The sequence below is a fragment of the Cellulomonas terrae genome (genome assembly GCF_007990265.1).
Classification (GTDB): Bacteria; Actinomycetota; Actinomycetes; order Actinomycetales; family Cellulomonadaceae; genus Cellulomonas; species Cellulomonas terrae.
In genome coordinates, this window is record NZ_BJWH01000003.1 from 278,385 (window position 1) to 292,619 (window position 14,235).

The window sequence follows — 14,235 nt, forward strand, 5'->3', positions numbered from 1 at the left end:
CGTTGGATCAAGGTCGGGCCGAAGGTCCCGTCCGACCAGCACGGTCGGACGGTGCGGGACCGGTGGCCAGGGGGGTTCAGGGGCGCAGCGCCACGGTGCTGGCGGTGACGGGGGCAGGCAGCTCCGTGCTGCCCGAGAGGTACGTGTCGACGGATGCCGCCGCGGCGCGGCCCTCGGCGATCGCCCACACGATGAGCGACTGCCCGCGGCCGGCGTCGCCCGCGACGAACACGCCGGGGACGGTCGTCGCGTAGTCGTCGGAGCGTGCGACGAGACCGCGGGAGGTCAGCTCGATGCCGATCTGCTCCGTGAGCGGGTCCACCTCGGGGCCGGTGAAGCCCATCGCCACGAGGACCAGGTCCGCCGGGATCTCGCGCTCCGTACCCGGTGTCGGCACCCGGCGACCGTCGGACAGGTACTCCGTCGTCGCCAGCGTCAGCGCACGCACGCGGCCGGACTCGTCGCCGAGGAACTCGACGGTCGAGGCCAGGTAGTCGCGGTCGCCGCCCTCGGCGTGCGAGGACGACACCTCGAACAGGATCGGGTCCGTCGGCCAGGGCTGGTGCTCAGGACGCTCCAGCGGCGGGCGCTTGCCGATGGCGAGCGTCGTCACCGAGGCCGCCCCCTGCCGCAGCGCGGTGCCGAGGCAGTCCGAGCCGGTGTCGCCGCCGCCGATGATGATGACGTGCTTGCCGGTGGCCGTGATCTGGTCCGCGACCGGCTTGCCCGCCGCGACGGCGTTGGCCTGGTGCAGGAACTCCATGGCGACGTGGACGCCGCCCAGCTCCTTGCCCGGCACGCGCAGCTCGCGCGGCACGGTCGCTCCCGTGGCGATCACGATCGCGTCGTACCGCGCCTGCAGCTGCGGCCAGGTGACGTCGCGACCGACCTCGACGCCCGGCCGGAACCGCGTGCCCTCGGCCTCCATCTGCGCGAGGCGGCGGTCGATGTGGACCTTCTCGAGCTTGAAGTCCGGCACGCCGTACCGCAGGAGACCACCGATGGCGTCGTCCCGCTCGTACACCGCGACCGTGTGCCCTGCCCGTGTCAGCTGCTGCGCGGCCGCCAGCCCGGCCGGTCCCGAGCCGACGACGGCGACCGTGTGACCGGTGAGGCGCTGCGGGACCTGCGGGGTCACGTAGCCGCGCTCGAACGCCTCGTCGATGATCGAGACCTCGACGTTCTTGATCGTCACCGGCGGCTGGTTGATGCCCAGCACGCAGCTCGACTCGCACGGCGCCGGGCAGATGCGCCCCGTGAACTCCGGGAAGTTGTTGGTCGCGTGCAGCCGGTCGATCGCGTCGGACCACTGGCCGCGCCACACCAGGTCGTTCCACTCAGGGATGAGGTTTCCGAGCGGGCAGCCGTTGTGGCAGAACGGGATGCCGCAGTCCATGCAGCGGCCGGCCTGCTCCTTGAGGTACGGCTGGCCGTCCTGCAGGTGCTCGTGGACGTCCTTCCAGTCGCGCAGCCGGACCTCGACAGGGCGGTTGGGCGGGAGCTCACGGTCCCGCACCTTCAGGAAGCCGCGGGGGTCAGCCACGGGCCACCTCCAGGATCTGGTCCCACACGCCGGGCGCGGCAGGGTCGAGGCCGTCGGCCTCGGCCTGCGCGAGCGCGCGGCGGACGCGGGCGTACTCGGTGGGCAGCAGGCGCGTGAAGCGCGCCCGGGTCGAGGGGAAGTCCTCGAGGAGCTGGGCGGCGACCGGCGAGCCGGTCTCGTCGAGGTGCGCGCGCAGGAGGCTCTGCACCAGCGCGGCGTCCTCGTCGTCGAGCGGGTCGAGCGCGAGCTCGTTGCTCCGGACGGCCTCCACGTTCACCAGCGCGGGAACGAGGTCCAGCACGTACGCCGTGCCGCCCGACATGCCGGCACCGAAGTTGCGGCCGGTCCGGCCGAGCACCAGGACGGTGCCGCCGGTCATGTACTCGCAGCCGTGGTCGCCCACGCCCTCGACGACGAGCGTCGCGCCGGAGTTCCGGACGCCGAAACGCTCACCGACCAGGCCGCGCAGGAAGATCTGCCCGGTGGTCGCGCCGTAGCCGATGACGTTGCCGGCCACCACGTTGTGCTCGCTGGACAGGGCCGCGTTGCGGTCGGGCCGCACGACGATGCGCCCACCCGACAGCCCCTTGCCGACGTAGTCGTTGGCGTCGCCGAACAGCCGCAGCGTGATGCCGCGCGGCAGGAACGCCCCGAAGGACTGTCCGGCCGATCCCGTGAGCGTGACGTCGATCGTGTCGTCCGGCAGCCCGGCACCGCCGAACCGCTTGGTCACCTCGTGCCCGAGCATCGTGCCGACGGTGCGGTTGACGTTGCGCACCGGCAGGTCGATCCGGACCGGCTCGCTGCGCTCCAGCGCGTCGCCCGCGAGGGCGATCAGGCGGTTGTCGAGCGCGCGGTCCAGGCCGTGGTCCTGGTCCTTGGTGTGGTGCAGCTCCGTGCCGGCGGCCGGCGACGGGACCGCGAGAACCGGCGTCAGGTCGAGACCCTCGGCCTTCCAGTGGTCGATCGCCGCGCGCGTGTCCAGGAGCTCGACGTGGCCCACGGCCTCCAGCAGCGTGCGGAAGCCCAGCTGCGCGAGCAGCGCCCGGACCTCCTCCGCGACGAACTCCATGAACGTCACGACGAACTCGGGCTTGCCCGTGAACCGGGCACGCAGCTCCGGGTTCTGCGTCGCGACACCCACGGGGCAGGTGTCGAGGTGGCAGACGCGCATCATCACGCAGCCGGACACGACGAGCGGCGCGGTCGCGAAACCGAACTCCTCGGCGCCCAGCAGCGCGCCGATGACCACGTCGCGCCCCGTCTTGAGCTGGCCGTCGACCTGGACGACCACGCGGTCGCGCAGGTTGTTCAGGACCAGGGTCTGCTGCGTCTCCGCGAGGCCGATCTCCCACGGCGTGCCCGCGTGCTTGAGCGACGTCAGCGGGCTCGCACCGGTGCCGCCGTCGTGACCCGAGATGAGCACGACGTCCGAGTGCGCCTTCGCGACACCCGCCGCGATGGTCCCGACGCCGAACTCGCTGACGAGCTTGGTGTGGATCCGCGCACGGGGGTTCGCGTTCTTGGCGTCGTGGATCAGCTGCGCCAGGTCCTCGATCGAGTAGATGTCGTGGTGCGGCGGCGGCGAGATGAGCCCGACGCCGGGCGTGGAGTGCCGGGTCCGCCCGATCCACGGGTACACCTTGTTGCCGGGCAGCTGACCGCCCTCGCCGGGCTTGGCGCCCTGGGCGAGCTTGATCTGGATGTCGTCGGCGTTCGTGAGGTACTCGCTGGTGACACCGAACCGGCCCGACGCGATCTGCTTGATCGCCGAGCGGCGCACCGGGTCGTGCAGGCGCTCCGGGTCCTCGCCGCCCTCACCGGTGTTCGACTTGCCGCCGATGCTGTTCATCGCGATCGCGAGCGTCTCGTGCGCCTCGATCGAGATCGAGCCGTAGGACATGGCGCCGGTGTTGAACCGCTTGACGATCTCGCTCACCGGCTCGACCTCGTCCAGCGGGACGGGCTCGCGCTCGCCCTCCTTGAACGCCAGCAGTCCACGCAGCGTCATCAGGCGCGACGACTGCTCGTCGACCCGGTTCGTGTACTGCTGGAAGACGTCGAACTGCCGCGTCCGCGTGGAGTGCTGCAGCCGGAACACCGTCTCCGGGTCGAACAGGTGGTCCTCGCCGTCCCGGCGCCACTGGTACTCGCCGCCGACCGCGAGCCGCAGGTGCGCCTGCCGGTTGCCGCTCGCCGGGTACGCGTCCGCGTGCCGTGCGGCGACCTCGGCCGCGATGACGTCGAGGCCGATGCCACCCAGGCGGCTCGTGGTGCCCGTGAAGTACTTGTCGACCAGCGGCTGCGAGAGCCCGATGGCCTCGAACACCTGCGCACCGCGGTACGACGCGATCGTGGAGATGCCCATCTTCGACATGACCTTGAGCACGCCCTTTCCGAGCGCCTTGATCAGGTTGGCGACCGCCTTCTCGGGGCCGACGCCGGTGAGGTAGCCGGACCGGGCGAGGTCCTCGACCGTCTCCATCGCGAGGTACGGGTTGACCGCCGCCGCGCCGTAGCCGATCAGCAGCGCGACGTGGTGCACCTCGCGCACGTCACCGGCCTCGACGACCAGCGAGATCTGCGTGCGCGTGTGCCGACGCAGCGTGTGGTGGTGCACCGCGCTGAGCAGCAGCAGCGACGGGATCGGCGCGAGGTCGGCGTCCGAGTGCCGGTCCGACAGGACCAGGAAGCTGACCCCGTCGGCCACGGCCGCGTCGACCTCGGCAAAGATCTCCTCGAGACGCGCCTCGAGCGCCTCTCCCCCGCCGCTGACCTTGTAGAGCCCGCGGATGATCGTCGACCGGTACCCGAGCGACGGCTCCTTGGCGACGTGCACGATCTTCGCGAGCTGGTCGTTGTCGATCACCGGGAACGGCAGGATCAGCTTGCGCGCGTGACCGGGGCCGTCCTCCAGCAGGTTCGGCTCCGGTCCGATGGCGCCGCCGATCGCGGTCACCAACTCCTCGCGGATGGCGTCCAGCGGCGGGTTGGTCACCTGCGCGAACATCTGCGTGAAGTAGTCGAAGAGCATCCGCGGGCGCGTCGACAGCACCGCGACCGGGGTGTCCGAGCCCATCGCACCCAGCGGCTCCGCGCCCGCGGCGGCCATGGGGCTGAGCAGGATCTTCAGCTCTTCCTCGGTGTACCCGAAGGCGCGCTGCCGACGACGCACCGAGGCGGCCGAGTGCGCGACGTGCTCACGCTCGGGCAGCTGCTGCAGGTAGACGGAGTTGTCGCGCACCCAGTCCGCGTAGGGACGCTGGGCGGCCAGGGAGGACTTGATCTCCTGGTCGTCGATGATCCGGCCCTTGCCGGTGTCCACCAGGAACATGCGACCGGGCTCGAGCCGGCCCTTCGCGACGATCGTCGCGGGGTCGATGTCCAGGACGCCCGCCTCGGACGCGCACACGACGAGCCCGTCCTCGGTCACCCAGTACCGGCCGGGGCGCAGGCCGTTGCGGTCCTGCACCGACCCGATCAGGGTGCCGTCGGTGAACGTGATCGCCGCCGGCCCGTCCCAGGGCTCCATGAGCGTCGAGTGGTACTCGTAGAACGCGCGGCGCGACGCATCCATCTGGGCGTGGTTCTCCCACGCCTCCGGGATCATCATCATGACCGCGTGCGGCAGGGTCCGCCCCGACAGGTGCAGCAGCTCGAGCACCTCGTCGAAGCTGCCGGAGTCCGAGCCGCCCGGCGTACAGACCGGCAGCAGCGGCGTCAGGTCGCCCAGCTCGTCGCTGGCCAGCGTGCCCTCGCGGGCGGCCATCCAGTTGCGGTTGCCCCGGACGGTGTTGATCTCGCCGTTGTGCGCGATCATCCGGAACGGCTGCGCGAGCGGCCAGGAGGGGAACGTGTTCGTCGAGAAGCGCGAGTGCACGAGTGCGATCTCGGAGGCGTACCGCGGGTCGGACAGGTCGGCGAAGAACGGCTCGAGCTGCCCGGTGGTGAGCATGCCCTTGTAGGCGATCGTGCGGGCCGAGAGCGACGCGAAGTACAGCCCGTGCTCCCGCTCGGCGCGCTTGCGCAGCCGGTACGCCCGGCGGTCCAGGTCGATCCCCGACAGCTCGCGCGACGGGTCCGCGACCACCAGCTGGCGGAAGACGGGCATCGACGCGCGCGCGGTCGGTCCGACGAGGTCCGCCGTCACCACGACCTCGCGCCACGCGAGGACGTCGAGCTTCTCCTCGGCGGCGATCGACTCCAGCGCGGCCACGGCGAGGCGCTGCTCCGTCTCGTCGACGGGCAGGAACGCCATGCCGATCGCGTAGAACCCGGCGGGCGGGAGCTCGGCGTCCACCACGTCCCGCAGGAACGCGTCGGGGATCTGCGTGAGGATGCCGGCGCCGTCGCCGCTGTCCTCCTCGGCGCCCACGGCGCCACGGTGGTCGAGGTTGAGCAGCGCGGTCAGACCCGCGTCGACGATGTCCCGACCGGGCGTGCCGCGCAGCGTGGCGACGAAGGCGAAACCGCACGCGTCGTGCTCGGCAGCGGGGTCGTAGAGACCCTGCGGCAGCGGCGCGCGTACTGCGCCAAGGCTCGCGGGCGACGTCGACATCTGCACCGTCCTCACGGTCCCCGACAGGGTCGGGGAATTGCACGAACAAGGGGGGAACGGGGACGTCGTCGGCCCAGTCATGGTGACGATACAGCGCGGTGGATGGACCGCCCGCATCGTGTGCGGAGCAGGGTGACCGCTCGCCCGCGGGTCAGCGGGTGGAATCGGTCGCGATCTCCTCGTCGTCCTGCACGGTGGGGGGTGCCAGCAGGAGGGTCGTGTCACGTCCTGGGTGCCGGCGCCCGACCACCACGAACGCTACCAGCGCTCCGAGGCCGACGATGATCGACGTCCAGACGTTGACCCGCAGGCCCAGGATCTCGTGCGCCGGGTCGATCCGGAGCATCTCGATCCAGAGCCGCCCGCTGGTGTAGATGACGACGTAGAGCCAGAACACGCGCCCGTAGCCGAGCTGGAGCTTGCGGTCCAACCAGATCAGCAGCGCCGCTCCGGCGAGGTTCCAGACCATCTCGTAGAGGAACGTCGGGTGGTAGAGCGTGCCCGCGGGGTCGCCGACCGGCATGAAGGCGGGGTCGATCCGCAGCCCCCAGGGCAGGGTCGTCGGGCTGCCGAACAGCTCCTGGTTGAACCAGTTGCCCAGCCGGCCGAGCGCCTGGGCGACGAGCAGACCGGGCGCCAGGGCGTCCGCCCACGGGGCGAGCCGTACCCCCTGACGGCGGCAGCCGATCCACGCACCGACGGCGCCGAACGCCACCGCGCCCCAGATCCCGAGGCCCCCCTCCCAGATGTACAGGGCCCGGATGGGCTCGCCACCGACGCCGAAGTACGCGTCGGGCGAGGTGATCACGTGGTAGATCCGCCCGCCGACGATGCCGAACGGCACCGCCCAGAACGCGATCTCGAGGGTCGTGTCCGCCTCGCCGCCGCGCTCGACCCACCGGCGCCGTGTCATCCAGAGCGCAGCGACGATGCCGAGCAGGATCGCGAACGCGTAGGCGCGCAGCGGGAAGGGACCGAGGTGCCAGACGCCGGTCGACGGGCTCGGGATCGCGAGCGGCACCAGCGCGCTCATCGGTCGCTCCTCGTCGCGGAGCGCACACCCTCGGCGAGGTCGGCGGTCACGCGGGCCAGCGCGGCGCGTCCGGCGGCGTCGTCGTCCGCGTCCAGCAGGGCACGAACCAGGGCGGATCCGACGATGACCCCGTCGGCGTACCCGGCGATGTCGGCAGCCTGCTCGCGCCGGGACACGCCCAGCCCGACGCACACGCGCTGCGCGCCGGCCGCCCGGGTCGCCGCGACGAGCTCGGCGGCCTTCGCGCCGACGGTCGCGCGCTCCCCCGTCACGCCCATCGTCGAGGCCGCGTAGACGAACCCGCGCGAGGCGGCTGCCGTCGAGGCGAGGCGCTCCGGCGTCGAGCTCGGTGCGACGAGGAACACCCGGTCCAGACCGTGCCGGTCCGAGGCGGCGATCCAGTCGGCCGCCTCGTCGGGGATGAGGTCCGGGGTGATCAGCCCGGCGCCGCCCGCCGCGGCGAGGTCCCGCGCGAACGCGTCGACGCCGTAGCGCAGCACCAGGTTCCAGTAGGTCATGACCAGCACCGGAGCGCCGCGGCCGGACACCTGCTCGACGGCGCGGATCGTGTCCCCCACCCGCGTCCCAGCGGCGAGCGCGGCGTCGACCGCCCGCTGGATGGTGGGACCGTCCATCACGGGGTCGCTGTACGGGACGCCCAGCTCGACGACGTCGGCACCGGCGTCGATCATCGTGCGGACGGCTTCCACCGACCCGGCGACCGACGGGTAGCCGACAGGCAGGTAGCCGACGAGCGCCGAGCGCCCGAGGGCGTCGAGGTGCTCCGCCACCTGGGACCGCACCGCGACCGTGCTCACAGCTGCTCTCCTTGGTCGGCCAGCACGACGGGCTCGTCCTCGATGAGGTCGAACCACGCCGCGGCGGTGGCCACGTCCTTGTCCCCACGTCCCGACAGGTTGACCAGCAGCACCGGCTCGTGGCCGTCGTCGCCGGTCCAGCCCGACAGCTCGCTGCCCAGCTGGATCGCGCCCGCCAGGGCGTGCGCGGACTCGATGGCCGGGATGATCCCCTCGGTCCGGCACAGGAGGCGGAACGCCTCCATCGCCTCGGCGTCCGTCACCGGCCAGTAGTCCGCGCGGCCGATGTCGTGCAGCCACGCGTGCTCCGGACCGACGCTCGGATAGTCCAGACCGGCGGAGACCGAGTGGCTGGGCAGCGTCTGCCCGTCGTCGTCCTGCAGCAGGTACGACTTCGCGCCGTGCAGCACGCCGGGCTCGCCGCCCGAGAACCGCGCGGCGTGCCGGCCCGAGGAGATCCCCGCGCCGCCCGCCTCGAAGCCGAAGAGCCGGACGCCCGGGTCGTCGAGGAACGCGTTGAAGATGCCCATCGCGTTGGACCCGCCGCCCACGCACGCGGCGACCGCGTCGGGCAGGCGGCCGATCTCCTCGAGGAGCTGGGCCTTGGCCTCCTCGCCGATGATCTTGTGGAAGTCGCGCACCATCTCGGGGAACGGGTGCGGTCCCGTGACCGTGCCGAGCAGGTAGTGCGTCGTCTCGACGTTGGCCACCCAGTCGCGCAGCGCCTCGTTGATCGCGTCCTTGAGCGTCCGGGTCCCGATCGTCACGGGGATCACCTCGGCGCCCAGCAGCTTCATCCGGGCGACGTTGAGCGCCTGCCGCTGCGTGTCCTCCTCGCCCATGTACACGACGCACTCGAGGTCGAGCAGCGCGGCCGCGGTCGCGGTCGCCACGCCGTGCTGGCCGGCGCCCGTCTCCGCGATCACGCGCGTCTTGCCCATGCGCTTGACCAGCAGGGCCTGTCCCAGCACGTTGTTGATCTTGTGCGAGCCGGTGTGGTTGAGGTCCTCACGCTTGAGGAAGACCCGCACGCCCGGCGCGACGTGCTGCGCGAACCGCGGCACCTCCGTCAGCGGGCTGGGCCGGCCGGTGTAGGTGCGGTGCAGCCGTGCCAGCTCGCGCCCGAACGCGGGGTCCGTCAGCGCCTTGTGGTACGCCGTGTCCAGCTCGTCGAGGGCCGCGATCAGCGCCTCCGGCACGAACCGGCCGCCGAACTCGCCGAAGTACGGCCCGGCGTGGGTGGACAGGGGGCCGCTCGCCGTGGCCTCGAGAAGCTTGTCCGACAGGGCCTCGACGGTCGGCCGACCGGTCACTGGCGCACCGCCCGCAGGGACGGATGGGCACCCGCTGCGACGAGGTCGGCGACCGACTCGCGAGGGGCGTCGTCGGTGACCAGCGCCTCGCCGACCAGCACCGCGTCGGCACCGGCGCGCGCATAGTCCATGACGTCGTGGGGTCCGCGGACGCCCGACTCGGCGATCTTGACGATGTGCGACGGGATGGCCGGCGCCACCCGGGCGAACGTGGTGCGGTCCACCTCGAGCGAGCGCAGGTCGCGGGCGTTGACGCCGATCACGCGGGCACCGGCGTCGGCGGCCCGGGAGACCTCCTCGGCGTCGTGCACCTCGACGAGGGCGGTCATGCCCAGGGAGTGCACGCGCTCGACGAGGGACTCGAGCACCGTCTGCTCGAGGGCGGCGACGATGAGGAGCACGAGGTCGGCGCCGTGCGCGCGGGCCTCCCACACCTGGTAGGGCGTCACGACGAAGTCCTTGCGCAGCACCGGGATGTCCACGCGGGCGCGGACGGCGTCCAGGTCCGCCAGCGAGCCGTGGAACCGGCGCTCCTCGGTGAGCACCGAGATGACGGCGGCGCCGCCCTTCTCGTACTCGGCGGCCAGCGCCGCGGGGTCCTTGATGGTGGCGAGCGCACCCTTGCTCGGGCTCGAGCGCTTCACCTCGGCGATCACGCGGACCGCGTCCTCGGCGCGCAGCCGGCCGACGCACTCGATCGCGGACTCGCGGCGACGCGCACGTTCCTTCACCTCGGCGAGCGGGGTCGCCTGCTCGCGGACGGCAAGGTCCTGCCTGACTCCCGCGACGATGTCGTCCAGGACGGTCATCGAGAACTCACCTTCTCCCCCGGTCGGTTCCGGACCTGCTGCTCGCCGTCGGTCGTGGCGGCGGTCCGGTGAGCCATCGTAGAACGGTCCCGGAGTGACCCCGACCACAGGTCGGTGGCTGGGACGGGCAGCGTCACGGGAGCATCCACGGGGCCAGCGCCGGGACGTTGCGCAGCACCCCGAAGCCGACGACCACCGCCAGCAGGACCCACGCCAGCCACGTGGGCGCCGGCCGGGCACGACGCCCCTGTGCCGCGCGGGCGACCCAGCGACCCCACAGCACGATCACCAGGGGCACGGCGAGCACCCACAGCGGGTTCATCGCCCAGGCCCCGGCCAGGTCCCCGGTCGCGAGGTCGTGCGTCGCGCGCAGGCCGCCGCAGGCCGGGCACCACAGGCCCGTCAGAGCGAACAGCGGGCAGCCGCCGTAGCTCCCGGTGACGTGCGGGTCCCGTACCGCCAGCAGCGCCGTGGCGAGCACGACCACCCCGCCGGTCACGAGCGGGGCGGTCAACGACGCACGACGGCCCGCTCCGTCCGGCGCGGGTGCGTCGGACGGGAGCGGGCCGGTCGGCAGGACCTGCGGACCGTCGTCGACGGTCGCCACGTCAGTAGCTCGAGGTATAACCCTCGTTGAACGCGTCCCGGAAGTCGGCGTTCGAGAACAGCACGGCGAACAGGATGATGCCGAGCACCGAGAGCACGATCGCGATCCAGCCGAGGATGATCCCCGCCGTCGCCATGCCGCCGTTGTTCGCCTCGCCGCGCGCGACCGCCTTCTTGGCGTTGTTGCCGACGATGATCGCCGGGATGCCTGTCAGGAAGCCGCACGAGAGCACGAACGACACGATGCCGAGCACGAGCGACCAGACGGCCAGGCTGTTCTTCGGGTACGCGGCGCCGTAGCCCGCTCCCGGCTGCGCGTAGCCGCCGGGTGCCGAACCGTACGGCGCAGCGGCCGGGTACTGCGGTGTGGAGCCGGGGTACTGGGGTGCGCCACCGGCGCCCGGGTACGTCGAAGCGGCCGGCTCCTGCGGGTACGGCGGCGGCGCGGCGGGGTACTGCGGGGCCCCGCTGGGGTCCTGCGGCTGCTGCGGCTCTCCGCTCCCGTACGGGTTCTGCGGCTCGTTGGGGGTCGACATCGGTCCTCCTCGGTCGCGTGCGCTCACCCGGTCGGGCGGCGGTCGATCTGGTGCGGGTCAGTGCCCGCCGGTGCGTGCCTGGCGGGCACGCGTCTTGTCGCCGCCCTGCCCGTAGCCCGACGTCTGCAGCACCTTGCCCACCACCAGGCTGGCGACGAGCAGGCCCATGCCCACCCAGAAGAGCCACACCATGGCGAACAGCACGCCGAGACCGGCGATGGTGAACGTGATGACCACGGCGTAGGTGGTGAACCACGCCGCGAGCGTCTTGCCGTGGTTGGTCGGGGCGGCCGTCGGCGGCAGGTGCATCGCCTCGGTCCGCGTGGCGTTCTGTGCGCGGTGCGCGAGAGTGTCGTCAGCCATCAGTGGGTGCCCTTCGTGCTCGGTTCTGCGCTCACCCTATCCGACCCGCTCGGTGCTGCCCGGCACCTGCGTCGCACGTCAGGACGGGTCGTCGCCACGGCTGAGGGCATCCCAGTCCGACCGCTCGTCGGGCTCGGCGGGCGGCTGTGCGGGGGCACCTGCAGCCGCGGGCTCGTGCCGCTGCGAGGGTCCTGACCACGCTCGCGAGGCACGCAGGAACCAGACGCCCGCGGCGACGTCGAGGATCCCCACGCCGACCGCGACCCACGGCCAGATGCTGGTCGTCACGGGTCCGGCCAGCGTGCCCACCCCGGTCTGTGCCGCGACGACGGGCGTGACCGCGGCGACCGGGTCCGCCGTGACGGCGAGCGCCGTGGCCGCGACGAGCACGCCGCACGCCACCACCACCGCCGCCACCACCCAGCGACCTGCCCGGCCGACCAGCCCGACGGCCGCGACGGCCGCGAGGATCGCGACCGCCGCCGCGAGGACCGCCGGGGCGGCCTGGGTGCCGGTGACCTCGACCGTGACCACACCCTGCAGCGCGGTGGTGCCCGTCGTCGTGAACCAGGTGGGCACCGCGACGACCGCGGTCAGCCCCGCCAGGACGAGCAGCACCCCCGCCGCGCGCCCTCGGCCCCCACGGCGGCGGTCGGCCGGCTGCGTGACCGTCACGCGCCCGCTCGGCGCAGCCGCGACGCGATCTGCACGGCCCGCACCGCCGCAGCCGCCTTGTTGCGGGACTCCTCGTACTCCAGCGCGGGCACCGAGTCCGCGACGATGCCACCACCCGCCTGGACGCTCGCCCGACCGTCGCGGATGAGCGCCGTGCGGATGGCGATGGCCATGTCCATGTCACCCGCGAAGTCGAAGTAGCCGACGGTGCCCCCGTAGATGCCGCGGCGAGCGGGCTCGATCTCGTCGATGAGCGCGATCGCGCGCGGCTTGGGTGCCCCCGAGAGCGTCCCGGCGGGGAAGGTCGCGACGAGCGTCTGCAGGGCGGTCGCACCCTCGCGCAGCCGGCCGACGACCGTCGAGCAGATGTGCATGATGTGGGAGTACCGCTTGACCGCCATGAACTCGACGACCTCGACGCTGGCCGGTTCGCACACCTTGACCAGGTCGTTGCGGGACAGGTCGACCAGCATGATGTGCTCCGCCCGCTCCTTCGGGTCGGCGAGCACCTCGTCCTGGAGCCGGCGGTCCTCGTCCGGCGTGGCGCCGCGGGGCCGCGACCCCGCGATCGGGAAGGTCACGACGCGCCCCGAGGTGACCTTCACCAGGGTCTCCGGGCTCGAGCCGACGACGGCGAAGTCGTGGCCGTCGGCGTCCTGCAGCTGCAGGTAGTACATGTACGGGCTGGGGTTGATGGTGCGCAGCACCCGGTAGACGTCGATCGGCTCCGCAGCGCAGTCGAGGTCGAGGCGCTGCGAGAGGACCACCTGGAACACGTCGCCGTCGCGGATGGCCTCCTGGCCGGTGCGCACCGCGTCCTCGAACTCCTGGCGCGTGGACCGGAACGCCAGCTCGGGCTCGACGACGTCCGCGAGGACCGCGACGGCGGACTCCGTCGGCCGCAGCAGCGCCGCCTCCATGGCGTCGATCCGGGCGACCGCGTCGGCGTGCGCGTCGTCGACCCGCTCGTCAGTGTCGTCGAAGTTGATCGCGTTGGCGATCAGCCACACCGACCCGTCGTGGTGGTCGACGACGGCCAGGTCCGTGGCCAGCAGGAGCGTCAGCTCCGGGACGCCCAGCTCGTCCGGGGCGTTCGCGGGCAGCGTGGGCTCCCAGTGCCGCACGATGTCCCAGCCCAGGGCGCCCACGAGCCCGCTGGTCAGCGGAGGCAGCCCGGCGATCGCGGGCGTCCGGAGCGCGTCGAGCGTCCGCTCGAGGACGTCGAGGGCGTCCCCGTCGGTCGGCACGCCGACAGGGACGTCGCCGACCCAGACGGCCGACCCGTCACGCACGGTCAGGGTCGCGCGCGAGCGCACCCCGACGAACGAGTACCGGTCCCAGCTCCCGGCAGCCTCGGCGGACTCGAGGATGAACGTGCCCGGCCGACCCGCCGCGAGCGTGCGGTAGAGCCCGACGGGCGTGACGTCGTCGGCGAGGAGCCGGCGCGCCACGGGGATCACCCGGCGGTCGCGGGCCAGACCGCGGAAGACGTCGAGCGACGGCCACGTGCCACCCCAGGGGACCTCGGCGGTGACGACGTCCGTCGAGACTGCTGCGGCGGTCATGCGGGGTCTCCCTCGGTGGGTCGGGTGCCGACGACCGTGGGCAGCGGGCCGCCGGCGTCGAAGCAGGTGTGCGCACCCGTGTGGCAGGCGGCGCCGACCTGGTCGACCTCGACGAGCAGCGCGTCACCGTCGCAGTCGATGCTGACGGCCTTCACGTACTGGGCGTGGCCGGACGTGTCGCCCTTGCGCCAGTACTCCTGCCGCGAGCGGCTCCAGAACACGACGCGGCCGGTGGTCAACGTCCGGCGCAGCGCCTCGTCGTCCATCCAGCCGAGCATGAGGACCTCGCGGGAGTCGTGCTGCTGCACGACCGCCGCCACCAGACCGTGGTCGTCGTGCTTGAGACGCGCGGCGACAGCGGGATCGAGGACAGGTGCGGAGGGGCTGGAAGACACGCACCGATCCTGCCACGCAGC

General features: G+C 72.5%; 12 protein-coding genes. All 12 read right to left on the minus strand.

Going from position 1 to position 14,235, the window contains the following annotated elements; translation table 11 throughout:
* Window positions 1-76: 76 nt before the first annotated feature.
* On the minus strand, window positions 77-1,543 hold the full coding sequence (locus tag CTE05_RS05265; protein ID WP_146845059.1) for a glutamate synthase subunit beta: 1,467 nt from the start codon (window positions 1,541-1,543) through the stop codon (window positions 77-79).
* Window positions 1,536-6,101, minus strand: coding sequence for a glutamate synthase large subunit (gene gltB, locus CTE05_RS05270; RefSeq protein WP_146845060.1), 4,566 nt, complete (start codon window positions 6,099-6,101; stop codon window positions 1,536-1,538). Before gltB ends, CTE05_RS05265 begins: the two co-directional genes overlap by 8 nt.
* Before the next feature lie 151 nt (window positions 6,102-6,252).
* Window positions 6,253-7,134, minus strand: coding sequence for a prolipoprotein diacylglyceryl transferase (gene lgt / locus CTE05_RS05275; protein WP_186814743.1), 882 nt, complete (start codon window positions 7,132-7,134; stop codon window positions 6,253-6,255).
* Complete coding sequence (gene trpA, locus CTE05_RS05280) at window positions 7,131-7,952, minus strand: tryptophan synthase subunit alpha (protein WP_146845061.1); 822 nt, start codon at window positions 7,950-7,952, stop codon at window positions 7,131-7,133. Before trpA ends, lgt begins: the two co-directional genes overlap by 4 nt.
* Window positions 7,949-9,265 carry a tryptophan synthase subunit beta gene (gene trpB, locus CTE05_RS05285; RefSeq protein ID WP_371863348.1) on the minus strand — a complete coding sequence of 439 codons (1,317 nt, stop codon included), beginning with the start codon at window positions 9,263-9,265 and terminating at the stop codon, window positions 7,949-7,951. The genes trpA and trpB overlap by 4 nt, the downstream gene beginning before the upstream one ends.
* Window positions 9,262-10,074 (minus strand): indole-3-glycerol phosphate synthase TrpC, encoded by an 813-nt coding sequence (trpC, locus tag CTE05_RS05290; protein ID WP_056028081.1) that lies wholly within the window; start codon window positions 10,072-10,074, stop codon window positions 9,262-9,264. Before trpC ends, trpB begins: the two co-directional genes overlap by 4 nt.
* Before the next feature lie 133 nt (window positions 10,075-10,207).
* Window positions 10,208-10,681 (minus strand): DUF2752 domain-containing protein, encoded by a 474-nt coding sequence (locus CTE05_RS05295; protein ID WP_246123276.1) that lies wholly within the window; start codon window positions 10,679-10,681, stop codon window positions 10,208-10,210.
* Between the two features lies 1 nt (window position 10,682).
* Complete coding sequence (locus tag CTE05_RS05300; protein ID WP_146845062.1) at window positions 10,683-11,216, minus strand: DUF4190 domain-containing protein; 534 nt, start codon at window positions 11,214-11,216, stop codon at window positions 10,683-10,685.
* A 57-nt stretch (window positions 11,217-11,273) separates the two neighbouring features.
* Window positions 11,274-11,579: an HGxxPAAW family protein gene (locus tag CTE05_RS05305; protein ID WP_146845063.1), complete on the minus strand. Its 306-nt coding sequence runs from the start codon at window positions 11,577-11,579 to the stop codon at window positions 11,274-11,276.
* 78 nt (window positions 11,580-11,657) lie between these two features.
* Window positions 11,658-12,254, minus strand: coding sequence for a Trp biosynthesis-associated membrane protein (locus CTE05_RS05310; protein ID WP_146845064.1), 597 nt, complete (start codon window positions 12,252-12,254; stop codon window positions 11,658-11,660).
* Entirely contained in the window at window positions 12,251-13,819 is a 1,569-nt protein-coding gene (locus tag CTE05_RS05315; protein WP_146845065.1) for an anthranilate synthase component I, read from the minus strand. Before CTE05_RS05315 ends, CTE05_RS05310 begins: the two co-directional genes overlap by 4 nt.
* A complete protein-coding gene (hisI, locus tag CTE05_RS05320; protein WP_146845066.1) occupies window positions 13,816-14,214 on the minus strand; it encodes a phosphoribosyl-AMP cyclohydrolase in 399 nt (132 codons plus the stop codon). The genes CTE05_RS05315 and hisI overlap by 4 nt, the downstream gene beginning before the upstream one ends.
* Window positions 14,215-14,235: the final 21 nt, after the last annotated feature.